The 22274-nt window shown below is 61.6% G+C and carries 22 protein-coding genes; 16 read left to right on the top strand and 6 right to left on the bottom strand.

What is annotated here, in order from left to right:
* Positions 1 to 69: 69 nt before the first annotated feature.
* From DL237_RS18270 to fabI, 8 genes are all read left to right on the top strand, one after another.
* Positions 70 to 1365, top strand: coding sequence for an SAM-dependent methyltransferase (locus DL237_RS18270; protein ID WP_233545051.1), 1296 nt, complete (start codon positions 70 to 72; stop codon positions 1363 to 1365).
* A gap of 108 nt (positions 1366 to 1473) precedes the next feature.
* Positions 1474 to 2628 (top strand): Na+/H+ antiporter NhaA, encoded by a 1155-nt coding sequence (nhaA, locus tag DL237_RS18265; protein ID WP_119400533.1) that lies wholly within the window; start codon positions 1474 to 1476, stop codon positions 2626 to 2628.
* Between the two features lie 171 nt (positions 2629 to 2799).
* On the top strand, positions 2800 to 3069 hold the full coding sequence (locus tag DL237_RS18260; protein ID WP_199672150.1) for a DUF5676 family membrane protein: 270 nt from the start codon (positions 2800 to 2802) through the stop codon (positions 3067 to 3069).
* A complete protein-coding gene (locus DL237_RS18255; RefSeq protein ID WP_199672148.1) occupies positions 3066 to 4820 on the top strand; it encodes a DUF3141 domain-containing protein in 1755 nt (584 codons plus the stop codon). The genes DL237_RS18260 and DL237_RS18255 overlap by 4 nt, the downstream gene beginning before the upstream one ends.
* Before the next feature lie 18 nt (positions 4821 to 4838).
* The gene (locus DL237_RS18250; protein ID WP_119400531.1) at positions 4839 to 5021 is read left to right on the top strand and encodes a hypothetical protein; all 183 of its coding nucleotides are present in this window, start codon (positions 4839 to 4841) and stop codon (positions 5019 to 5021) included.
* Entirely contained in the window at positions 5014 to 6222 is a 1209-nt protein-coding gene (locus DL237_RS18245; protein WP_119400530.1) for an acetate/propionate family kinase, read from the top strand. Before DL237_RS18250 ends, DL237_RS18245 begins: the two co-directional genes overlap by 8 nt.
* Positions 6223 to 6225: 3 nt before the next feature.
* The gene (locus DL237_RS18240) at positions 6226 to 7257 is read left to right on the top strand and encodes a bifunctional enoyl-CoA hydratase/phosphate acetyltransferase (protein WP_119400529.1); all 1032 of its coding nucleotides are present in this window, start codon (positions 6226 to 6228) and stop codon (positions 7255 to 7257) included.
* A gap of 41 nt (positions 7258 to 7298) precedes the next feature.
* Positions 7299 to 8066 carry an enoyl-ACP reductase FabI gene (fabI, locus tag DL237_RS18235; RefSeq protein ID WP_199672146.1) on the top strand — a complete coding sequence of 256 codons (768 nt, stop codon included), beginning with the start codon at positions 7299 to 7301 and terminating at the stop codon, positions 8064 to 8066.
* Positions 8067 to 8289: 223 nt separating this feature from the next.
* Here the strand turns inward: fabI and DL237_RS18225 are convergent, their stop codons facing one another.
* The 6 genes from DL237_RS18225 to DL237_RS18200 form a co-directional block, all read right to left on the bottom strand.
* The gene (locus DL237_RS18225) at positions 8290 to 8976 is read right to left on the bottom strand and encodes a DUF6629 family protein (protein ID WP_119400527.1); all 687 of its coding nucleotides are present in this window, start codon (positions 8974 to 8976) and stop codon (positions 8290 to 8292) included.
* 327 nt (positions 8977 to 9303) lie between these two features.
* Positions 9304 to 9792, bottom strand: coding sequence for a c-type cytochrome (locus tag DL237_RS18220; RefSeq protein ID WP_119400526.1), 489 nt, complete (start codon positions 9790 to 9792; stop codon positions 9304 to 9306).
* Positions 9789 to 10715 carry a patatin-like phospholipase family protein gene (locus DL237_RS18215; protein WP_119400525.1) on the bottom strand — a complete coding sequence of 309 codons (927 nt, stop codon included), beginning with the start codon at positions 10713 to 10715 and terminating at the stop codon, positions 9789 to 9791. Before DL237_RS18215 ends, DL237_RS18220 begins: the two co-directional genes overlap by 4 nt.
* Before the next feature lie 161 nt (positions 10716 to 10876).
* Complete coding sequence (locus DL237_RS20645; protein WP_158585681.1) at positions 10877 to 11023, bottom strand: hypothetical protein; 147 nt, start codon at positions 11021 to 11023, stop codon at positions 10877 to 10879.
* Positions 11024 to 11336: 313 nt separating this feature from the next.
* Entirely contained in the window at positions 11337 to 11639 is a 303-nt protein-coding gene (locus DL237_RS18210; RefSeq protein WP_119400524.1) for a hypothetical protein, read from the bottom strand.
* Positions 11640 to 11857: 218 nt separating this feature from the next.
* Positions 11858 to 12478: an RNA polymerase sigma factor gene (locus DL237_RS18200; RefSeq protein WP_119400522.1), complete on the bottom strand. Its 621-nt coding sequence runs from the start codon at positions 12476 to 12478 to the stop codon at positions 11858 to 11860.
* A 627-nt stretch (positions 12479 to 13105) separates the two neighbouring features.
* Here DL237_RS18200 and DL237_RS20640 point away from each other — a divergent pair.
* The 8 genes from DL237_RS20640 to DL237_RS18160 all read left to right on the top strand — a co-directional run bounded on the left by DL237_RS20640 (position 13106) and on the right by DL237_RS18160 (position 22270).
* On the top strand, positions 13106 to 13588 hold the full coding sequence (locus tag DL237_RS20640; RefSeq protein WP_158585680.1) for a hypothetical protein: 483 nt from the start codon (positions 13106 to 13108) through the stop codon (positions 13586 to 13588).
* A 136-nt stretch (positions 13589 to 13724) separates the two neighbouring features.
* Positions 13725 to 14474, top strand: a complete 750-nt coding sequence (locus DL237_RS18190; RefSeq protein WP_158585679.1) for a CBS domain-containing protein — start codon at positions 13725 to 13727, stop codon at positions 14472 to 14474.
* Between the two features lie 40 nt (positions 14475 to 14514).
* Positions 14515 to 15132 (top strand): ubiquinol-cytochrome c reductase iron-sulfur subunit, encoded by a 618-nt coding sequence (gene petA, locus DL237_RS18185; protein ID WP_119400519.1) that lies wholly within the window; start codon positions 14515 to 14517, stop codon positions 15130 to 15132.
* 600 nt (positions 15133 to 15732) lie between these two features.
* Positions 15733 to 16047, top strand: a complete 315-nt coding sequence (locus tag DL237_RS20750; RefSeq protein WP_233545050.1) for a DUF5676 family membrane protein — start codon at positions 15733 to 15735, stop codon at positions 16045 to 16047.
* Between the two features lie 46 nt (positions 16048 to 16093).
* The gene (locus tag DL237_RS18175) at positions 16094 to 17476 is read left to right on the top strand and encodes an MBL fold metallo-hydrolase (RefSeq protein WP_119400518.1); all 1383 of its coding nucleotides are present in this window, start codon (positions 16094 to 16096) and stop codon (positions 17474 to 17476) included.
* Entirely contained in the window at positions 17473 to 18981 is a 1509-nt protein-coding gene (locus DL237_RS18170; RefSeq protein WP_119400517.1) for a thymidine phosphorylase family protein, read from the top strand. The genes DL237_RS18175 and DL237_RS18170 overlap by 4 nt, the downstream gene beginning before the upstream one ends.
* Positions 18978 to 19925: a ribose-phosphate diphosphokinase gene (locus tag DL237_RS18165; protein WP_119400516.1), complete on the top strand. Its 948-nt coding sequence runs from the start codon at positions 18978 to 18980 to the stop codon at positions 19923 to 19925. Before DL237_RS18170 ends, DL237_RS18165 begins: the two co-directional genes overlap by 4 nt.
* Positions 19926 to 19975: 50 nt before the next feature.
* The gene (locus DL237_RS18160) at positions 19976 to 22270 is read left to right on the top strand and encodes a copper-transporting P-type ATPase (protein ID WP_233545059.1); all 2295 of its coding nucleotides are present in this window, start codon (positions 19976 to 19978) and stop codon (positions 22268 to 22270) included.
* Positions 22271 to 22274 lie beyond the last annotated feature (4 nt).

Here is a 22274-nt window from a genome sequence, read left to right as displayed (position 1 = left end):
TCGAATGTGTAACGATCTTCAACGGTCAACGTCCTGATATCGAAACCGCTAAGCGAAGGAGGCCCATTCGTGAACGACTTCACTGATATCGAGCGGCTCACCGCGACAAGGGTTCATCCTGCACCTCCGGCAATGTCAATGCGGGGTCGGTTCAATCTCTGGACGCACTTGGTAAGTCGCTTTCTGAACCGGTCGATCAAGAACGGCTCGCTGACGCTGAGCTTTCCCGACGGAACCGTACGTCGGTTCGGCAAGGGCAACCCGCAAATTGCCGCCACGATCACCAGACCAAGCACCGTGCGCCGGATTGCATTTCACCCCGATCTGGCGGTCGGAGAGGCCTATATGAACGGCAGTCTTCGCATCGATGACGGCGACATCTACACATTTCTGGAGCTGGTGCTGCGCAACCTTGGCGATGCGAAGAGCTCGCCTGTGCGCCGGATATGGCTGGCGATCCGCCGAAACACCCGGCCGTTTACCTTGTTCAACCCAAAGGGACGGGCCGCGCGCAACGCGGCGCATCATTACGATCTGACGGATGAGTTGTATACCTCGTTTCTGGATGCGGACCGGCAGTATTCCTGCGCCTATTTCGCAGCGGCGGACGATACGCTGGAACAGGCGCAGCTCCGAAAGAAACGGCACATTGCGGCCAAGCTGCTGTTGCAGCCGGGTCAACAGGTTCTCGATATCGGCTCGGGCTGGGGCGGGCTGGCCCGGTTTCTGGCGCGCAAACATGACGTTTCGGTCGCGGGTCTCACGCTGTCCGCAGAACAGTTGAAATTCGCGCAAAAGGAAACCCTGACCGCCGGCCTGGCGGACAAGGTGCGATTTCTTCTGCGGGATTACCGGAATGAAAATCGGAAATATGATCGGATCGTGTCGGTCGGCATGTTCGAGCATGTCGGTACGCCGCACTACCAGACCTATTTCGACTGCGTCGCACGCCGGTTGAGCGACGACGGGGTCGCGCTGATTCATACGATCGGCACCAGCGGTCCGCCCGGCGCGCCGGGGGCATGGATCAATAGGTACATATTTCCGGGCGGCTACGTCCCGGCCATGTCCGAAGTGCTTCCGGCCATCGAAAAGAGCGGCCTGATTGTCACGGATGTCGAGGTTTTGCGCCTGCACTACGCCGAAACCCTGCGCGCCTGGCGGCGCCGGTTTCTGGCCAATCGTGCGAGGCTCGCCGCGCTTCATGACGACAGGTTCTGCCGGATGTGGGAGTTCTATCTTGCGGTCTGCGAAGCCGCGTTCCGCCATACCGGTTTGGTGGTGTTCCAGTTCCAGTTGGCGAAGCGCCAGACCACGGTCCCATTGACCCGCGACTACATCGCCAAAGCTGAAGGCCGACTGTGACAAGCAGAAACGGCCGACACTGGCGACCTTTGGCCAAAGCTGCATTTTGGTTCACGAGATGTTGCAACGGACGCCGTTCGAAACATTCACGGACAGATTGCATACGAAGTGACCATTAAGCCGCTGATCCAAGACAGGATTTCGGGAGTCCTTATCCTGAGCGCCATCATTTCTGCTTTGATCGCGGCAAATTCTCCGTTGGCGGATTTGTACGCGGCGATTCACCATGCGCCGATCCGGGTTGGCCTTCTGCCTTTCCAGATGAGGGAACCGCTGATCGTCTGGATCAACCAGGGCCTGATGACGATTTTCTTCGTTCTTGTCGGGGTCGAAATCAAGCATGAGCTTCTCGAGGGGCATCTGTCGAGCCTTCAGCGGGCCGCGGTGCCCGCGATTGCCGCTTTTGGCGGCATGGCCGTTCCGGCACTGATCTACGTCGCGCTTGCGGCACCCGATGGCGAAGCGCTGCGTGGTTGGGCGATCCCCATGGCCACCGACATTGCCCTTGCCCTGGCGTTGCTGTCCTTGCTCGGGCATCGCGTCCCCGTCGGACTCAGGGCATTCCTGATGGCACTGGCGATCTTCGACGACCTCGGGGCGGTCGCGATCATCGCCGTCTTCTACAGTGAGGAAATCCAGTTCTTCCCGATGATCCTGGCCATTGGCACATTCGGGGTCATGATCTGCCTGAACCGGCTTGAACTGGCTCGTCCGCTGCCGCTGACTGTCCTGAGCGTATTGCTTTGGTTAGCCCTGTTCCAATCCGGCCTCGAAGCCGCCCTTGCTGGGGTCCTTATCGCAGCGGTGATCCCCAAAGGCGCAAAAGGCAGCCATAGACATTCCCCCCTGCGCATCACAAAGCGGTTGTTGCATCCTTGGGCAGGTCTGCTGATCGTGCCGGCATTCGGCTTCTTCAACGCCGGTGTGTCGGTCGAGGCAGAGACACTTCGGAACGTAACGGGTGGCGTGTCGCTTGGCGTCTTTCTTGGCCTGTTCCTAGGCAAGCAGATAGGCGTGCTCGGCGCAACCTGGGTAGCCGTCAGACTGAATATCGGCGTACTGCCGCCAAAAGTAAGCTTCAGGCACATCTATGGGGCCGCTCTGCTCGCAGGCGTCGGGTTCACAATGGGACTGTTCGTCACTGCGCTTGCGTTCGAGGCGCCGGCGCTGGCCGCTAGCGCGCGGCTGTCAATCCTGGCCGGGTCCAGCCTCTCGGCAATTGCGGGTCTCTTGGTTCTGGCGCGCGCAAGGCAAGGCCAATAACTGCACACCTTGTTCTCAGGCAGCCGAAAATGGTCTGCATCGACAGTTCCGTCAACAGTTTCTTGTACTGATCCTGTAACGGATGCCCACTGGCGACGTCTTGATATCGAACCCGTGGAAACGCGGGGCCTGTCGTGCTTGCGCGACATTGCGATCTCAGGAGTAATCTGCATGTCAGAAACAAGACCTATCCGCATCTATCCTGTTGCCATGGCGCTTGGCGTCCTGTTGGCGGTGAGCTTCGCGCTCTGCGTTCTGTTCGGACTGCTGTTTCTCGGAGCCACCATGTATCAGGCGTGGCTGCCATTGCTGCCCGGTGTGAGCTGGATCAGTTGGTCAAGCGCCCTTCTCGGTCTCATCGAAAGCTTTGCCTACGGCTGGTACGTCGCCGTGATCTTTGTCCCCGCATGGAACTTTTTCGCACGGAGTGCCCCGGCATGAACACTGTAACCTCGATTGAGCCTCTCGTCGCCGCGAACACGGAAGCTCCCACCCATCCAGTTGCCAACAATGTTCCGCCCTCCGATCCCGTCGCCTACGGCCGCGATCTCTGGGAACGCACGGTGCTGTTTCTGGATACACTGCGCGAACGCGCTGACAACATGATCGCGCACGACCGCGCGGGGATGCCGCCGCTGCTGAATTTCAAGTACGAAACGCTCCTGGATGCGCGCCAGTTTGAGCGCCCGGCCAATTATGCATTGCTCAAGATCACTGAAGTCGATGGAAATTGCTGGGACGATTGCGTCGATGCCAATAAACCGCCTGTCATCGTGGTGGACCCCCGTGCAGGACACGGTCCCGGCATCGGCGGGTTCAAGCGCGATAGCGAGGTCGGCATGGCCATGGCCGAGGGGCACCCGGTCTATTTCGTCATCTTCTTCCCCGAACCCGCCCCCGACCAGACGCTTGAGGATGTGCTGCTCGCGTTGCGTCGCTTCGTCGAAGAGGTCGCATGGCGCCACGATGGCGGCGCCCCGGTCCTCTATGGCAATTGTCAGGCCGGTTGGGCGGTCACGCTGCTCGCGGCGCATTGCGAAGGACTGGCCGGGCCGGTCGTGCTGAACGGCTCGCCGCTGTCCTACTGGGCCGGAGAGGAAGGCGTGAACCCGATGCGGGTCACCGGCGGCTTGCTGGGCGGTGCCTGGCTGGCGCACTTGACGGCCGATCTGGGCGACGGACGCTTTGACGGTGCCTGGCTGGCGCAGAATTTCGAAACCCTGAAACCTGAAAAGGCGATCTGGGAGAAATACGCCAACCTGCTGACCAACGTGGATACCGAACGCGACCGCTTTCTGGAGTTCGAGCGGTGGTGGAACGGATTCTATACCCTCAGCGGCGCGGAAATCATGGAAATCACCCGGAACCTGTTCATCGGAAACAAGCTGGAAAGCGGCGAGATGCCGATCGGAGACCACTGTGTGGCCGATCTGCGCAAGATCAAGAGCCCGATGATCGTTTTCGCCTCCTACGGCGACAATATCACGCCGCCCGCGCAGGCCCTGGGGTGGATCCCGGCGGTCTACAAGGACACAGCGGATCTCAAGGCAGCGGAGCAGCGGATCGTCTACATGACCAATGATCATGTCGGGCACCTCGGCATCTTCGTTTCGGCGTCGGTGGCGCGCCTTGAGCATCGCGCCATTTTGGAAAGCCTGGGCAAGATCGAAAAGCTCAAACCCGGTCTCTACGAGATGAAGATCGACAACCCATCGGGCGATCCTGATTGCCACGCGCCGGAGTACAAGGTGCGGTTCGAGCCGCGCAAGGTGAGCGACCTTGATCCGCATGTTCCTGAGAAGACCTTCGAGACTGTCGAGCGCGTTTCGGAAATCAACGAGGCATTCTATGCCACATTCGTGAGTCCCTGGGTGCGGCTGATGACGACCCCAGCCAGTGCCGAGATGCTGAAATGGATGCATCCGATGCGCACCAGCCGCCTTGTGTTTTCCGAACGGTTCAATCCCTGGATGCGTCTGGTCCGGCAGACGGCAGACGCTATCGCCGCAACACGCGAACCGCTCGGTTCGGACGATCCGATGATCGGGCGTGAGAGGGCGGCCATCGCGGCCATCGGCGATGCCATCGAGCGCGCCCGCATTGCCCGGGACGCCAGTTCCGAGCGCGCGTTCAGAACGCTCTACGGCGGCGATACATCCGACCCCGAGAACGACGCCCATTTGCCGGTGTGACCGGAGAGGAGACGACAAATGCAATGGATAGCAGAAAACTGGCTGCTGCTTCTGGGCGGCGGAATGGTTGCCATGCACCTTTTTGGACACAGCCACGGCAAGAAGGGCGGACAGAATCACACCAGTGATCACGCCACGAAAAGGGACGGACTGGCCAGTCCAAAGAACAACCAGCCGTCAAAGGGCCACACCGATGCCTGAACAGGTCATTCTGACCCTCAATTCGGGGTCTTCCTCGCTGAAATTCGCCCTGTTCACCGCGTCCGGCCAGCCCAGGCGGTTGTGGTCGGGGGCGATCGACCGGATCGGGCTTCCCAATGCGCATTTCCAGCTTAGCGATGCGCGCCGGACCGTGGTGATCGACGAACCGGGTCAATTCGTCAGCCATGACGCAGCGCTAAGCCGGCTGCTCCGTGCTGTCGCCGGCCTGCCTGGCGCACTGGACCTGGTGGCCGTCGGCCACCGCGTCGTGCATGGCGGACCGGACTGCGACTGCCCTAAGCGCGTCACACCCGCCATTGTCGCGCGTTTGCGCCGACTGAAGGCGCTTGCGCCGCTGCACATCCCGCCCAATCTGGCCGGAATCGACGCGGTTCTGGCCACCCGGCCGGACCTGCCGCAGGTGGCCTGTTTCGACACCGCGTTTCATCACGATCTGCCCCCTCTGGCTCGCATGACCGCGCTGCCCCGCGCCTGGGCTGAAAAGGGCATCCGGCGCTATGGCTTTCACGGCCTCTCCTACGAATACATCATGGACGCACTTCACCGCGACGGCGTCGAAATCGGTGCCGAACGCATCGTCATCGCCCATCTGGGCAACGGTGCGTCGATGGTCGCGATCCGGGACGGGAAACCGGTAGAAACCAGCATGGGTTTCTCCACAATCGCCGGCCTGCCCATGGGCACGCGCAGTGGTGATCTGGATCCGGGTATCGTTCTCTTCCTGATGCAGGAAAGGGGCCTGGGTGCCGACGAGGTCGCAACCCTGCTCTACACCCAGAGCGGGCTTCTGGGGATTTCCGGTTGCAGCCGGAACATGCGCGATCTTCTGGAAAGCTCCGTGCCGCAAGCGCAGTTGGCGGTCGACTATTTCTGCTATCAGGCCCGGCTGCACCTTGCGCGTCTGACCGGTGCACTCGGCGGCGTGACCCGTGTCGTGTTTACCGGCGGCATCGGTGAGAATTCGGCCGAGATACGCGGGCGCATCTGTTCCGGGCTTGGCTATCTGGGGATCGACGTGGAACACGGTGCCAACAAGTCCGGCCACACCGTGATCTCAAAGCCGGGAGCGCGGGCCATCGTCGAGGTCCGCGCGACGGACGAAGAAAAGATGATTGCCCGGCATGTCGCCGCGCAACTCTCCACCCATCGCGCGTTCAAACGAACCGGAACCGAGGGCTAGGACATGAGTGCACAGCCGGAAAGCCTGCAACATCTGATCGACAGAGCCAGCGGCCAGGGCGCGGTGCGAGTCGCCGTGGTCGATGCCGCGCAGCCGGTGGTTCTGGAAACCCTGCGCGATGCCGCCCTTGCAGGTCTCGCCGAACCGCGACTGATCGGCGACCGGGCGGCGACGCTGCGGATTTGCACGGCAATGGATTGGACCCCGCATTCCGACTGGATCATCGAGGCGGGATCCGATGCCGAAGCCGCAGCCATTGCGGTTCTGATGGTGCACAGCGGCGACGCCGATCTCGTCATGAAAGGCAATGTTCATACCGATATCCTGATGCGCGCCGTTCTGGACAGTGCCGCCGGCCTGCGCCTCGCGGGGCGACGGTGCAGCCACACCTTTCTGGTCGACATTCCTGGACATGACCGGTTGATCGGCATCACCGATGCGGCCATCAACATCGCGCCCGATCTCGCGGCGAAAGGTGAGATTTGTCAGAATGCCGTTGATCTGTTTCACACGCTCGGCGCGGCCGAGCCGCGCGTTGCGGTCCTGTCGGCGGTAGAGACGGTGACGGGCGGCATTCCCTCGACCCTCGACGCTGCTTGTTTGACGCTGATGGCGCGGCGCGGTCAGATTACCGGCGCGCAGATCGACGGGCCGCTGGCGTTTGACAACGCTATCTCCAAAAGCGCCGCCAATGTGAAAGGCATCCTGTCGGATGTGGCGGGTCGGGCGGATATCCTGCTGGTCCCCGATCTTGTGTCTGGCAACATCCTCGCCAAGGCGCTGGAATATCTTGCTGGAGCGGTCGCTGCGGGCGTTGTTGTGGGTCTGTCGGCCCCCGTCGTTCTGACCTCGCGTGCCGATTCGGCCCCGGCGCGGATGGCCTCGCTGGCGGTGGCGGCGCTGATGTTTCGCCAGGGCATATTGCAGCAAGCACCAACCTCACCGGTAGAGAGCAGCGCAGCGGCGGCCCCGCAACCCGAACACGCTTGCTGCGCGCTTGGCGTGACAGCGCCCCCCGAGGAGGCGGCGGCATGACAAATGCAACCCATGCCCCCGGCACCAACTGGTCACTCGACATGAACGGCAAGAAGGGCCTCGTGATCGGTATTGCCAACGAACACAGTCTGGCTTGGGCGGCGGCGCGCAATTGCCACGCCGCGGGCGCGGAGCTCGCCGTGACCTATCTCAACGACAAGGCACGCCCGCATGTGGAGCCATTGGCACAGTCGATCGACGCCCCAATCCTGGCGCCTTGCGATGTCTCCCGCGACGGCCAGCTCGAGGCGGTCTTCGAGCGCATCACCTCTACTTGGGGGAGACTCGATTTTCTGGTGCATGCCATCGCCTGGGCCCCGGCCGCGGACCTGCACGGACGGCTGGTGGACAGTTCGGCGACCGGCTTTGCGCAAGCAATGCAAATATCCTGCCATTCCTTCATCCGCATGGCCAAGTTGGCTGAGCCCCTCATGGCGCGGGGCGGCAGCCTCACCACGTTAAGTTTTCTCGGGGCCGAGAAGGTCGTGGATCACTACAACTTGATGGGTCCGGTCAAGGCCGCGCTCGAGGCTTCCGTGCGTTATCTGGCGCATGAACTGGGGCCAAAGGGTATTCGCGTCAATGCGATCTCCGCCGGGGCGATCAAGACCCGCGCGGCATCCGGCATCGAGCATTTCGACGAACTGATCCGCGAGACCGAGGCCAAATCACCGCTGCGACGCACCGTGACCGCCGACGAAGTGGGACGCGCCGCCCTGCTGCTGGTCAGCGACCATACAACCGCCATCACCGGCGAGATCCTGCATGTCGATGCCGGGTTTCACGTCGATGGCATGATCTTTCACTGATCACGGCTCCGCGCGCCACGCGCCCGGGCAAAGACTAGAAGGAAGACGAAAAGAACGTCACCAAAGGCAAATTCGGAATTGCTCGCTGATGCGAGATCGGTCCGTCAGTCAGAAATCACCGCCGAACTTCTGGACGTTATCGTCGGCTTCGAGGCATTGACTACTCGAGATAGGCGCAAGCCGGCGCTGACGGCGCTGACGGCGCCACAAACCCGGACCGCATCTAGGCAAACAACATAGGACATTCTCGCGCGCACTTGTTGCGGGCGATGATGTAGATGAGGTGTAGCGTGCCAAGCCCCGCAAGCAGACAGAAGAACGAGATATAGGCGTAGCGAAGAAACAGGATATCGACGACGACCACCGCCACGATGGTCAGGGCGAACCAGCGCATGTGCAGATAGGTCGAAATCAGCGGCGGCACAATGATCAGGATCAGGTAGATCACATAAGTCAATTCGCGTGGCATCAGATAGTCCAGGATCATGGTGCCCTCATAGGCCAGTGAATCCTGATTGACAGTTACCTGAATCCACTCCGGATTGGTCAGATGCGGGACATAGAGAGCCAATCCGAAGGCCAGCCCCGCCAAAGTCATCGCCAGCATATAGGGGCGCCGACGGCTGCCGTTCGGCTCCAGCACGTAGCTGGAAAGCGGAATCCAGAACGGCCACATGAACCAGGTGAAAAAGATGAATCCCAAAGCGCCCATCAGCGTTGCGCCGGGATTGCCGGTATTGACGCCCCACCATACGTTGCCTTCCATGAACTGTTGCAGGCCCGCAAATAGCGGCATGAGGGCAACCGGCAGGTAGCGCCTGTTGATTTGCCACGCCTTTGTAACCGCAAAAGCACCGCCACCAACAAGAAAGACGCTTGCCGCGAAACTGACGGTCTGGGAAAGACACATCCTGAAAATCCTCGCCTTTGCAGTTGGACCGTGCCGTTGCGGCAGGGACAGGCTTGGCCCAGTGGTGCGGTCCAGAGTTAAAGATACATCCGCTCGCAAACAAAAACAGCCGCGATGCCGAAGGCCGCAAAGAGCGCGATCATCGCGCCGGGACCCGTACCGACATCACGCCCGGGCTGATCAAGCCCTTTGCCATTGAACCGCGGCGGTGGGAACGTGCTGCCAAAATCCGTCCCGCGACCTGACATTCACCCTCCGCGTTCCGAAATCGCATTGAGGACGACCGGCGCACGCGCGGCTTCGGAGACGGTCGGCACACGCTCCGGACTAGTCATGTTGCTCTTCGGTATCCGCATGCGCCGCATCGCCCTCCATATGGCCCATCATCGCCTCGATGTTTTCGGGGATGTCCGCGTTCGAGAACTTTGCCTGTTCGTCGGGGTCGTGAACAAAGGCAATGATCTCGGCCAGTTCCTCGCCATTCAGTTCGATCACATCGCCAAGCTCGTCGCGCTGCAACGCGACCATCGCCTCGGCGCCTTGCCACATGCGCGCAGCAAACTCGAACGGATTCATCGGAGAGTCCATGAATTCCGCGTCCAGCATCGGCGCGTCGGTCCCGCCGACTCCGTTGATCGAGTGGCAGACAACACACCCCTTCGCCGCGAACAGCCGGCGACCTTCCTGTGCATTCATCTCTGGCAAGAGCAGTCCTGCCCCCATCATCGTCCCGGAAGCATTGTGGCTGTCCGCCAAGGACGGCAACGCAAATGCGGCCACAAAGGTCGCAGCAAGGCATGTCTTGATGATTGTCATGGTCTGTTCCTTTCTTCGGTGTTGCATTGCGCTTCGGGGGTGGTTGGAGCGAACACCTCTGGCTCAACCCTTTGGGTCAGCCGCCGGATTTCGGCGCGAGAGCGCAAGACAGCGCGTGCACCCGCTGCTGTGCATCGGCGCTTGTTTTCGAACTCGAGCACTCCAACAGGCGGGTCAATTACCGGGCGAATGATCATGTCCGCTGGCATGAACCGAAGATGTGTATGTTCGTTCTGGCAGATCTCGATGGCTCGAAACATCGCCTGCAAGCCATTGGCTGGCTTCTTCGCCTCGAAATTTGTCGCGGCATCCACCACAATCACAATTTCTGCCCCGGCCGCCCGCGCCACATCGACAGGCGCAAGGTCGCAGTAGCCGCCATCGACCAGAATGCGTCCGTCCATCTCGGCGGGTGGCAGGATGCCTGCCAAGGCTGCGCTCGCGTAAAGCGCGTCCGCCGTCGGCCCGGTTTCCAGAACGACGCGCTCACCGCTCACGATGTCGGTCGCCGTCGCGAGGACGGGTATGCGCCCGGCTTCGAGCGGCTTACCCAGGGTCAGGTTCGAAAACATGGTCCTGCCCCATTCAACGGTCGGCTGCCCGACGCCCCAGCCAAAATACATCCCCGTGATTGCCTTTTGAGCGACCCGCAGGTTCTTGACGTAATTGAATACTCCGGGTTCTGAAAAATTCGGCCACGGAGGAAACCCGGATATGTCCATGTCAACCAGTGCGCCGTACCAATCGTCGTTCAGCGCATATGTCGCCCCGACGACGGCCCCCATCGACACGCCAACAAGAACACCGGGAAAAATACCAAGGTGGTTGAGAGCCCGCAGCGCGCCCGCGTGCGCGTATCCACGCGCGCCTCCCCCGGACAGAACCAGCCCGAGGTGGGGCGCACGGCGCGTTTCAGCGCGCATCGCGGTTCGCTCCACAGCGCTCAAGGCGATGGGTAAATCCCTGCCAGATAGGCCTGCCCGCAATTCGCCCTGTCCACCCAGGCGTGGGGCGGATGCTCCGCGCCCTTAGCATCCCCGGTGTCATCGGAAATGCCGCAAGAGCGGTGGCAGTCCCCGGCGCATCAGAATTGCTTCCGCAACCGCGCAGCGGGTTTTCCGAAGGCGTATCTGACGCTTGCCAAAGCCAGAATTTCACCGCGATTCCGAAAGCCGTAGAGCATCAGAACGACGGTCAGGCCGCTCGCGAAAAGGAACATGATGAATGGCATGGTTGGTCTCCTTTGATTTTTTGAACCCGTGGAAGTGGCGAATTCATTGCGACCCGTGACCGCCGCAGCAGACGTTGGACCGCTCGGTTGCGGTTTCTCTTGCCTCGTTGCTCAGCCTACCTGCCGCCGCCGCCTCCCTGGTCTCGGAAGCGGTGTTTTTCGAGCTGTCGGTTGACGACCCGCAGCAGCAGCTGCCTTGCGTCTTGGATGGCGCATCTGTCTTGCTCATAGTAAAACCCTTCGTCAGTGACTTATCCTTGTATTGTAAGGACGCATTCGGCGCCCCGGCGTTACAGCCAACAGGGGACCAGATTCAGTCGTCGCCTATGCGATGGCACTCGCAGCCAGCCAGGCCGTGCACGGGGCAGATCCTGGACATCTCGCCAAACGTGGCCTTCAGGCCCTGCCGCCCTAACGCAAGAACCGTGGCGACATCGCCCAGGCCCAGCCCCAGAGTGTCGGCAACAGACTGGGGTGACGCGCCCTCCAGATCGATAGCACGAACAATGCTTGCCTGATCCGCGGGAAGTGTCTGAAACAGTATTTCAATGCAGTCGCAGATCAGCGCTTCTAGCTCATCATCGCCAATCGGATCGGGATTGCCGACTGATTTCATCGGATCACTCCCCGGATCGAATCCCGACCGAGCCGTTCCTGCGCGGCCATCGAACGCGCGACACGTACCTGCGGATTCCGACCGGGGGTCCCGCGCCGCCTGATGATACGACTAAACGGATCAAGCTCTTGACTGACCTCGCTTCGCCCAATCGTCGGAGCCTTCGCAATAGAGGCGATCGTCAATTGGAAGAAGCGCATTTTGGAAATTCCCGACATTCAGAACGCCATTTCCGTCCGATTGTGGATTTCTTGGGAATGATCGCAGTCGCACTGCATGAACCGACCTTCACCGCAAGTCGGGCAGATCTCGGCTATGCGCTTCTTCAACGCGAGCCTCGCGCGATGGACACGCACCCGCAAGGCATTCTGAGTGACTGCAAGGTCGGTTGCGACCCTGTCGCGTGATTCTTCGCGCAGATCGAGGCGCGTCAGCAACTCTGCATGAGCAGGTTGCAGGTCCTGCATTGCCGCGTGAATGCAACTGCACGCCGGCTCATCGACATCCCCGGACGATGGCTCGGTCTCCGGACTCAGTATCTTTGCCTCGCTCGCAAAGGCTTCGGTCGCCTGACTTCGCGTGGCCTGGCGCCGGTAGTGATCGGTCAGGGTATGCCTCAGTGTGATCGCCAACCAGGCGTCCAGTCGTTCGCCATTCTTGATGGTGGCGTGATTGCGCAGCACCTTGACGCAGAATTCCTGAAAAATATCCTCGGCATCTTGGGGATTTCTCAGTCGTTTCCGAAGAAATCCCAAAAACTTGTTGCGGCACTCGATGAGTCTGGCCTCGGCTTCGTGGCGAGAGACCTCGGTTGATGTGTGTATTCGTTCAGCGTACATGGCTTGCTCCTTTCACATGGCGTTGAGCAGCACCGAAGAGCCGGTGCCGACGATCAGACCTGTGAAAGGATTCGGGGCGGGTGGAAGAGCCGGTACCGAACCCCTAATGCGAGGTAGTCCCGCACGCGGGGAAGTCCCAGCGGACTATCGAAATGCTCCAAACCCTGTACTTCGAGTCTGGGCATGATCACGGGCATGCAACTGTGGCCGGCATGGCATTCTGTGCTCGAAGCAAGCTGAACGCGACCGCCATCGTCACTGCCGACGTTGGCGACGGAAACAGCGGCAGCTTGCGTGGACCGGACACGGTGATCGATTTCCAGCGGCGCTGCAAATGCAGAGGCGAGAAGCGCCATGACGGCTACGGCGGCTGTCACCGCTCGAATCCTCACGCCCCAGGTTCTCTGCATAGTACTGAACATGCGTCCATGCCCTTCGCGATTCCCGCAGTCAGATTTTGACATATTGCCAAAGCGTGACTTTGATTTGAGTCAATCCTGAACTACCAGCAATCTGGGGCAGCACGCCGCTCGTGACCATTTCTGGTTTGCTGTTCACAGTATCGGTTTCAGGGTATTAGCCGGAGGGTCATAGCCCCCGTTCTCCCACGAAGATATCAGGTTTCAGATGCCCATAACCGTTGCGCGTTCCTGTCGCCCGCCGCCAGAGGTCGATCTTGTGTTCCTGTCGTTCCTTGGACATTTCGCGTGGGAACTCTTGCAGGCACCGTTATTTGCGAGCCTCGGCCAGACCGAACACTTCACCGGTACTCTCATCTGCCTGAAGGCGACACTGGGTGATATTGCCATCGCGTTGGCGGCTTTCTGGTGTGCCGCCCTTGTGGGCGAAGGCCGCAATTGGATTGCAAACAAAAAGGTGGCTGCCCCGGCTGTGTTTTTTGCGGTTGGACTTATGGCGACCATAGGTCTCGAATACCTGCACACCGAGGTGACGGGCCGCTGGGCCTATGATGCCGACATGCCGACGCTTCCGGTCCTCGGCACCGGTCTTTCCCCGATCCTGCAATGGGTGTTTGTTCCCATGCTCGTGCTTTTCTACATGCGCCGTTTGGCGTGCCGGATTGCTGATCAGGGGCGCAATCCCGGTTGATGCTTCGCTTGGAACCGAGCCGAGGAGACTAGGTTCGCGCGGTCTTGGGCACGCGTCGGCGGACCGTTGCGCTCCTGGAGACGCTCTCACCTGTAATGTTTCGAAGCCTGGCGCGTCTCTTAATCAGTGGCCGCCGATGCAGGCGCTTGCCTGTGTTGAGGCCGCGAAGCAGCGCACGGAAGGCGAACCAGACATGAATGCATCGGATATCATGACGAAAACCGTTGTTACCGGAACGCCAGGCATGACCGTAAAGAAGGCAGCGGAACTGATGTCGCAACACCGTATCAGCGCCATTCCGGTTCTGGACGATGCCGACGGCCTCGTGGGCATCGTGAGCGAGGGCGATCTGATGCGCCGCGTTGAGGGCGCAAAAGACGAGACCCGATCTTGGTGGTTATCTCTTTTCTCCGAAACCCAAACAGACGCGAGGAATTTCGTCAAGGACCACGGCCAGCTGCTCAGGGATATCATGACCACGCAACTGACGACCGTGGGACCTGACACGCCCGCTGGGGAGATCGCCCGGCTGCTTGAAAAAAAACACATCAAGCGGGTGCCCGTGGTCGAAGACGGCAAGCTCGTCGGGATCGTGAGCCGTGCAAATCTGTTGCAGGCACTTGCGGCGCAACCGATCGTGCATGTCCGGCCGGAGGCCGGCGAGGACGAAAGGCGCGACATAGTCCTGGGTGCGCTTGCGCAGGTGCCGGGACTGAACCCCGTTCACCTGAACGTCGTCGTCGCTGATAATCGCGTCGACGTCTGGGGTATCGTCAATTCCAACGACGAGGAAGACGCGGCCAAGGTCGCGCTGGAAGCGATTGACGGTCTTGGCGAGATATCGGTGCACCTGGGCCGTATTCCCGACTACGCCTGGGGCATCTGATGCGGGCCATTGATCGGCAATTCAGGGTCAGGAGCGTGATATGACAGAGCAAAATGCTCCTTCGAGCGCCGATGTCTTACTTCATCAAGCCTATGCCCCATCGGCACGACGCGACTTCCTCTACTATGCGACCGCGAGCGCCGGAGCCGTTGCAACCGGCGCCGCGGTCTGGCCACTGATCAACTCCATGAATCCCTCGGCCGATATCGTCGGTGCGTCCACGGTCCGGGTCGATCTCACCGGGGTGGAAGAGGGTCAACGCATTACCGTCAAATGGCAGGGACGTCCGGTTTTCATCTGGCGCCGCTCGCCCCAAGCGATCGCTGCGGCGCAGACCGTTTCTCTCGACGATCTTGTCGATCCGGTCGATACCAGCCGCGAGAACCCGAACCACGAAGCCCAAGAGTCCGCACTGGATGAGAACCGGGCCGCGGACGCAACCGGTGAATGGCTTGTGGTGATCGGCGTCTGCACGCATCTCGGATGCATACCTCTGGGTCAGGACGGTGCGGCGGTAGGCGATTTCGGCGGCTGGTTCTGCCCTTGCCACGGGTCTCATTACGACACTTCGGGAAGAATCCGACGAGGGCCGGCGCCACGCAATCTTGACATCCCGCCATTTGAGTTGGGCGTCGATCTGCAGCTGGTGATTGGGTAATGACGTGTCCGCGACAAAAAAAGACAGGTCAAGCAGGATCCGATGTCGCGCTTTGTCCGGGCAGTCCCCGCCGTCCGTCGCGCCGACGGTTCCTTGTCCTGTAATGCTTTTTCTCGGCCGGCGTCTACTGATTGAAACCCAAAGCATTGGAGGCAAGGATGGAACCTGAGAAACACACCCGAACCGACCTTGAAGCCCAAGCAGGAGGTGTCGGTTGCTGCGGAAGCGATCGGGAGGCGGTGGAAGCGACACCCTATGAGTCGCCAGACAATCAGCCGACCCCGCAGAAGCAGCGAAGAGCGGGCGGTTGCTGCTGCGGGCGGAGTTAAGCGCGATGCTTCCCGGACACTTCCCCAGTTTGGCAACATCAGAAAACGGGCGCCGGCAGCCAAGGAATTCGAAGCCATGGCGGATCAAATGCCCGCCATAGGTCGGCTACAAGCAATCCTCGACGCCGTTTGAGACCAAGCCTGATAGGGCTTGCCGGGGAACCGAACGAATGGTTGGGGCAGGGCGGTCGCACGGCCTTTGCTGGCGAATTGTCAGGACATCAGATCGGGAGGCGTCGAAAGGCCATGGAACACATCAAGGAGAATTGTCATGACCGCAATCATCTATTTTGCCGTCCTCGCAGCGATTCTATTCGTGGCGCTTCGTTTCACCTGTGGGGACTGCGTGATGGGGAAGTCCGGTCCAGAAGGGGCGGTACGCATCCCGCTGATGGCCTTCGGCTGGGCGCTGAGCCTGTTCCTGGCCCTGACCTTCCTGATCTGCGTAGCGTTCGACCTGATATTTCCCGGCTATGCAATGTATGAGACCTGGGCAGGTCTGCTGCCCGGGTTCGTCTGGCTGACGCCCGCAGGGTTCGTCATCGGCCTTATCGAGACCTTCCTCTACGGCTGGTATGTGCCCTGATCTTCGGTGGCCTGTTCAACGCCATCGCCAACCGCGGGAGGGTAGCATGACACGCTCCAACCGTCCCTCGCTGCGGTTTCTCGGAGCCGCCGGAACTGTCACCGGATCGCGCTACCTTTTGGAAATCGGTCGGCGGCGCATTCTGGTCGACTGCGGCCTGTTCCAGGGCTTCAAGCAACTGCGCGCGCGAAACCGGAAACCGTTCCCGGTTCGGCCGTCCACCATCGACACCGTGTTGCTTACGCATGCGCATCTGGATCATTCCGGCTATCTTCCTGCGCTGATCCGGGCGGGCTATCGTGGCCGCGTCATCTGCACCAGTGCCACGGCCGAGCTTTGCGGACTGATCCTGCCGGACAGCGGCCACATCCAGGAAGAGGAAGCGCGCTATGCCGCGCGCCGGGGGTTCTCCAAACACAAGAACCCGAAACCACTCTACACGCTGAAGGACGCCGAGGCGGCGCTCGATCGGTTCGAAACCGTGGATTTCGGGCAAAGGGTCGATCTGGGCGACGATATCACCGCGACCTTCATTCCGGCGGGGCACCTTCTGGGCGCGGCACAGATCCGGATTGAGTTCGGCGGAAAGGTCATCCATTTCAGCGGCGATCTGGGGCACGACCCGGACCCGTTGATGCGTCCGCCAAAGCCCTTTGCCGGTGCCGACGTTCTTGTCTGCGAATCCACCTACGGCAACCGCGTCCATCCCGGCATCGACCCGGAGGCGGAACTGGCGCCGGTCCTGAAACGGGTCTTCGCCAGGGGCGGAACGGTATTGATCCCGTCTTTCGCTGTCGGCCGTGCCCAGGGGTTGATGCTGCATATCTCGCGGCTGATCGAGAGGGGCGAGATTCCATATGTCCCGGTCTTTCTCAACAGCCCAATGTCGGTCGACGCCACCGAGATCTACCACCGGCATCATGACGAGCATCATGTCAGCCGCGAGGAATGCGTGGCGATGTTCCAACTGGCCAAGCGGGTGAACACGGTAGCGCAGTCGAAAGAGCTCAACACCAGAGCCGGGCCGATGATCATCATCTCGGCAAGTGGCATGCTGACCGGCGGACGCATCCTGCATCATCTGGCCAGTTTCGGAGGCGACCGGCGCAATGCGATCCTCCTGTCAGGCTTTCAGGCGGGCGGCACGCGCGGCGCCGCTTTGGCGGAAGGCGCGCGGAAGTTGCGCATGTTCGGGCGGGATTTTCCCATCGAGGCCGAGGTCGTGCAGCTTCAGTCTTTTTCGGGCCATGCCGACGCCGAAGAGATCCTGCGCTGGATGTCAGCCGGTCCGGTGCCGCGCATGACTTACGTGACCCATGGCGAGCCTTCGGCATCCGACACCCTGCGCTTCCGCATCGACCATGAACTCGGACGACCGGCCCGCGCGCCCGAGCATCTGGAAACCGTGTATCTGGACCGCCCGCGATGACCGATACGCTCGCAATGCTCCCCTCCGGAATAGACACCTACCGCCAGCCGGTCGTCTACATGCACGAAGATTGCCACATCTGTCGTTCCGAAGGGTTTGCCGCCGAGACCCGAATTCGCGTCGACCTGCGCGACCGCTGGATCATCGCAACGCTGAACGTGGTCGCGCGCGGCCAGTGGCTCGCGGTGGAAAAGGCCGCGCTGTCGGTCTCCGCTTGGGAGGCGCTCAAGGCGCAAGCCGGAGATCGGGCACGTTTCTCGCATCCCGAGCCGCCTGTGTCTTCGTCCGCAATTCGGGCCAAGGCCTATGGCGGGCGGCTGAAACGGGAGGATTTTGCCGCGATCATCCGCGACACGCTCGACAACCGTCTCTCGGATCTCGACCTCGCCGCCTTCATCACTGCCAGCGCTGGAAACCGTCTTGACGAGGGCGAGACGGTGGCGCTGACCCGCGAAATGCAGGCTGCGGGCGAAACGCTTGACTGGGGTAGCGAGGCCGTCCTGGACAAGCATTGTGTCGGTGGCCTTCCGGGAAACCGGACAACCCCGATTGTCGTAGCCATCGTTGCCGCAGCCGGGCATCTGATCCCCAAGACGTCGAGCCGGGCGATCACTTCCCCTGCTGGGACCGCTGATACGATGGAAGTCATGGCACCGGTGGCTCTGGACGCTGCAGCGCTGCGCAAGGTGGTCGAAGCCGAAGGCGGATGCGTGGTCTGGGGCGGCGGACTGAACCTCAGCCCGGCCGACGATCACTTCATCCGCATTGAGCGGCCGCTGGATTTTGACAGCACCGGACAGTTGGTGGCCAGCGTCCTGTCAAAGAAGGCGGCGGTCGGTGCAACCGACGTGTTGATCGATATGCCGGTCGGGCCGACAGCCAAGGTACGGTCGGCGCAGGCAGCGGCGTCCCTAGGTTCCCGCCTGAGTTCGGTGGGTCAAGCCATTGGGCTTCGCGTCGCGATTCACGAAAGCGATGGAACGGCACCGGTCGGGCGGGGTATCGGCCCTGCACTCGAGGCGGCGGATGTGTTGGCGGTGCTGCGGCGTGCGCCGGGTGCGCCGACGGATTTGCGCGAACGTGCTCTGGACCTCGCGGGTCGGCTGCTCGACCTAGCACCGGGTGCAGAGAGTGGAGAGGGCAGGGCGCAGGCAGAGACTTTGCTCGACACTGGCGCTGCAGAGGCTAAATTTTTGGCGATCTGCGCCGCGCAGGGTGGGTTCCACGAACCCGGGGAAGCGCCGCAGCGCATTGCGATGACTGCCGGTGTGTCCGGTTATCTCACTGCCATCGACAACCGTTTGATTGCCCGCATTGCAAAGCTTGCCGGCGCGCCGCGCCAGCAGCGGGCGGGAGTTCGTCTGCTGGTGCGGGTCGGGGAAGGTGTGGAAAAAGGACAGCCGCTCTATGAGATCCACGCCGAGACGACCGGCGAGCTCGCCTATGCACGAGTCTATGCCGAAGCCCATATTGGCGCGCTGACACTGTCGGAGGACACGGCATGATCCTTGTCCCGTTCCCAGAAATGACGCCACTCGCGCGATCCCTCGCGCCAGAGCTGGATGCCAATCTCCGTGCGCTCGACTGGCATCGCTTCCCCGACGGTGAAAGCCTGATTACCTTGCCGGGCGATATGGAAGGTGCCGATGTCGCGGTTCTCGCGACGCTTCGCGATCCCGATCGGCTAGCACTGCCGCTGCGCTTTGCCGCGGAGACGGCCCGAGAGCTGGGGGCCCGGAATGTCGGGCTGATCGCGCCTTATCTGGGATACATGCGGCAGGACCGGCGTTTTCGCGACGGACAGGCCGTCAGCGCCAAGCTGTTCGCCGGATTTCTCGCCGAGAGTTTTGACTGGCTGGTGACGGTCGATCCCCATCTGCACCGCATCGAGCGGCTGGAGGATGTTTTCACGATCCCGGCCGTGCGTGTCGCTTCCGCCCCGCTTCTCGCCGACTGGATTCGAACAAATCTGCCGGATGCCGTATTGCTGGGACCTGACAGCGAAAGCCAGCAATGGGTTGCCGAAGTGGCCCGGCTCGCCGCACGACCGTACGAGGTCTTGCGAAAGATCAGGACTGGCGATCTCCAGGTTGATGTCAGCGTGCCAGAGAGCGCCACGCTTCACCAGGGCACCCCGGTGATACTCGATGACATTGCGTCTTCCGGCAGGACGATGGCGCGCGCCGTCGAGCGATTGCTTGCAGCCGGAACCGGATCGCCGGTCTGTCTGGCTATCCACGCGGTCTTTGCGGAAGGGGCACATGATGTCATCATGTCCGCCGGTGCCGCACGGATTGTCACCACCGATACCATACCGCACCCCTCCAATGTGATCGGAACCGCCGGTGTGCTTGCCAAGGCGGTTCGGTCAGCTGTGTCAGGCCTTGACCTTCCAGTAAGTGGAAGGACTAGGTTGACCCCGACTCGCTCCGAGAGGAATTCCAAATGAACGACCACGCTCACCAGTCCGCACTCGACTGCACCACCTATGTCTGCCCGATGCACCCCGAGGTGCGGCAGGACAGTCCCGGCGATTGCCCAAAATGCGGGATGCATCTGGTTCCCGAGTCGGAACTCGGCACCCATTCCGGGCACGATCACCACGCCCATGGCGCGCACGGACATCCGACCATCACTGATGCCAAATACGATGAGATTCCGGCAGGATATGATGGCGCCGTCTATACCTGCCCGATGCACCCACAGGTCCGTCAGACGCATCCCGGCTCGTGCCCGATCTGCGGCATGGGGCTTGAACTGGAATCGGCCGCGATGGCTGCGGAAGGCCCGAATCCGGAGCTGGTCGATTTCACGCGGCGCTTCTGGGTTGGCACTGTACTAACGATCCCGCTTCTCGTTCTGACCATGGGCCCCTATCTGGGTTTCCCTGGAGTGCGGGACATCTTCGGCGAACGCACGACGCTATGGATCGAACTGGTGCTCGGCACGCCCGTCGTCCTCTGGTGCGGATGGCCGTTCCTCGTCCGCGGTTGGAATTCGTTCCGCACGTTGAACCTCAACATGTTCTCGCTGATTGGCATGGGCGTGATGGCGGCCTGGCTTTTCAGCGTCGTCGCCGTGTTCGCGCCAGGCATCTTTCCGGACGGTTTCCGCGACCCCGAGGGGCATGTCGGCGTCTATTTCGAGGCGGCCGCCGTGATCGTGACGCTTGTGCTGCTCGGCCAGGTGATGGAGCTCCGCGCTCGCGAGGGCACGGGCAAGGCGATCCGCGCGCTTCTTGACATGGCGGCCAAGACCGCCCGCGTGATCCGGCCCGACGGGACGGAAGAGGAAATCGCGCTCGAAGAGGTTCAGGTGGGCGACCGGTTGCGCGTGCGGCCAGGTGACAAGGTGCCGGTGGACGGCATCGTGGTCGATGGCCGGTCCTCGGTCGATGAAAGCATGATCTCGGGAGAGCCCGTTCCGGTCGAGAAGACCGAAGGCGATCCCGTGACCGGGGCCACGATCAACGGAACCGGCAGTCTGATGATGGAAGCGACCCGCGTTGGCGCCGACACGATGCTGTCGCAGATCGTCGAAATGGTGGCGAACGCACAACGCAGCCGCGCGCCGATCCAGAAATACGCCGACCAGGTCGCCGGATTTTTCGTCCCGGCGGTGATCGGTATCGCCATTCTGTCCTTCATTGCCTGGGCCGTCTGGGGACCGGCACCGGCCTTGTCCTATGCGTTGATTGCCGCCGTCGCGGTGTTGATCATCGCCTGCCCTTGTGCATTGGGCCTGGCCACGCCCATGTCGATCATGACAGCCACAGGCCGCGGCGCACAGGCCGGGGTACTCATCAAGAACGCCGAGGCGCTGGAGCGGTTCGAGAAGATCGACACCCTCATTGTCGACAAGACCGGTACCTTGACCGAGGGCAAACCGAAGCTTGTCGCCGTCCTGCCCGAGACGGGCCATGCCGAGCCGGAAGTCCTGCGCCTTGCCGCCTCGCTAGAACGCGGGTCCGAGCATCCGCTTGCCGAAGCCATCGTTCGGGGTGCGGAAGAGCGCGGGGTGAAGATGGCCGATGCGAAAGAATTCGAGGCCGTCACTGGCAAGGGGGTCAAGGGAACCGTTGACGGACAGGCGGTCGCACTTGGCAACCTCGCGATGATCCGCGATCTGGGGCTCGAGGCGGGCGACCTGACCACCAAGGCAAATGCCCGCCGCGACGAAGGCGAGACGGTCATGTTCGTGGTGGTCGAAGGCGAGATCGCCGGCCTGGTCAGCGTCGCAGACCCGGTCAAGGAGACCACCCCTGCGGCGATCAAGGACCTGCACGAGCTTGGTTTCCGCGTCATCATGGCCACAGGCGACAATGAACGCACGGCAAAGGCGATCGGATCGCGGCTCGGCATCGACGAGATCCGGGCCGACGTTCTACCCGAGGACAAGGCCCGCATCATCAGGGAGCTGCAAGAGGCAGGCCGCAAGGTCGCGATGGCCGGGGACGGCGTGAACGACGCGCCGGCGTTGGCACAGGCGGATGTCGGGATCGCGATGGGCACCGGCGCCGATGTCGCCATCGAAAGCGCCGGCATCACTCTGGTGAAGGGAAACCTGGACGGCATCGTGCGCGCGCGGCGGCTCGCGCGCGCGACCATGCGCAACATTCGCCAGAATCTCTTCTTCGCCCTGATCTACAACGCCTCCGGCGTACCGGTCGCGGCGGGGGTTCTGTTTCCCTTCTTCGGCATCCTGATCAGCCCGATGTTTGCCGCTTTCGCCATGAGCGCCTCGTCGATCTCGGTGGTGCTCAATTCGCTGCGATTGCGCGGGGTGAAAATATGACGAG

This window comes from Pseudooceanicola sediminis (assembly GCF_003575965.1).
GTDB lineage: Bacteria > Pseudomonadota > Alphaproteobacteria > Rhodobacterales > Rhodobacteraceae > Pseudooceanicola > Pseudooceanicola sediminis.
The sequence above is the reverse complement of the archived record's forward strand: the minus strand, read 5'-3'. Positions and strand labels throughout refer to the sequence as shown.

Coding starts and splice junctions, on each gene's coding strand:
- DL237_RS18260 (WP_199672150.1), top strand. CDS start 2,800: ATGTCAGAAACAAGACCTATCCGCATCTATCCTGTTGCCATGGCGCTT.
- DL237_RS18255 (WP_199672148.1), top strand. CDS start 3,066: ATGAACACTGTAACCTCGATTGAGCCTCTCGTCGCCGCGAACACGGAA.
- DL237_RS18250 (WP_119400531.1), top strand. CDS start 4,839: ATGCAATGGATAGCAGAAAACTGGCTGCTGCTTCTGGGCGGCGGAATG.
- DL237_RS18245 (WP_119400530.1), top strand. CDS start 5,014: ATGCCTGAACAGGTCATTCTGACCCTCAATTCGGGGTCTTCCTCGCTG.
- DL237_RS18240 (WP_119400529.1), top strand. CDS start 6,226: ATGAGTGCACAGCCGGAAAGCCTGCAACATCTGATCGACAGAGCCAGC.
- fabI (WP_199672146.1), top strand. CDS start 7,299: ATGAACGGCAAGAAGGGCCTCGTGATCGGTATTGCCAACGAACACAGT.
- DL237_RS18225 (WP_119400527.1), bottom strand. CDS start 8,976: ATGTGTCTTTCCCAGACCGTCAGTTTCGCGGCAAGCGTCTTTCTTGTT.
- DL237_RS18220 (WP_119400526.1), bottom strand. CDS start 9,792: ATGACAATCATCAAGACATGCCTTGCTGCGACCTTTGTGGCCGCATTT.
- DL237_RS18215 (WP_119400525.1), bottom strand. CDS start 10,715: ATGCGCGCTGAAACGCGCCGTGCGCCCCACCTCGGGCTGGTTCTGTCC.
- DL237_RS20645 (WP_158585681.1), bottom strand. CDS start 11,023: ATGCCATTCATCATGTTCCTTTTCGCGAGCGGCCTGACCGTCGTTCTG.
- DL237_RS18210 (WP_119400524.1), bottom strand. CDS start 11,639: ATGAAATCAGTCGGCAATCCCGATCCGATTGGCGATGATGAGCTAGAA.
- DL237_RS18200 (WP_119400522.1), bottom strand. CDS start 12,478: ATGTACGCTGAACGAATACACACATCAACCGAGGTCTCTCGCCACGAA.
- DL237_RS20640 (WP_158585680.1), top strand. CDS start 13,106: ATGCCCATAACCGTTGCGCGTTCCTGTCGCCCGCCGCCAGAGGTCGAT.
- DL237_RS18190 (WP_158585679.1), top strand. CDS start 13,725: ATGCAGGCGCTTGCCTGTGTTGAGGCCGCGAAGCAGCGCACGGAAGGC.
- petA (WP_119400519.1), top strand. CDS start 14,515: ATGACAGAGCAAAATGCTCCTTCGAGCGCCGATGTCTTACTTCATCAA.
- DL237_RS20750 (WP_233545050.1), top strand. CDS start 15,733: ATGACCGCAATCATCTATTTTGCCGTCCTCGCAGCGATTCTATTCGTG.
- DL237_RS18175 (WP_119400518.1), top strand. CDS start 16,094: ATGACACGCTCCAACCGTCCCTCGCTGCGGTTTCTCGGAGCCGCCGGA.
- DL237_RS18170 (WP_119400517.1), top strand. CDS start 17,473: ATGACCGATACGCTCGCAATGCTCCCCTCCGGAATAGACACCTACCGC.
- DL237_RS18165 (WP_119400516.1), top strand. CDS start 18,978: ATGATCCTTGTCCCGTTCCCAGAAATGACGCCACTCGCGCGATCCCTC.
- DL237_RS18160 (WP_233545059.1), top strand. CDS start 19,976: ATGCACCCCGAGGTGCGGCAGGACAGTCCCGGCGATTGCCCAAAATGC.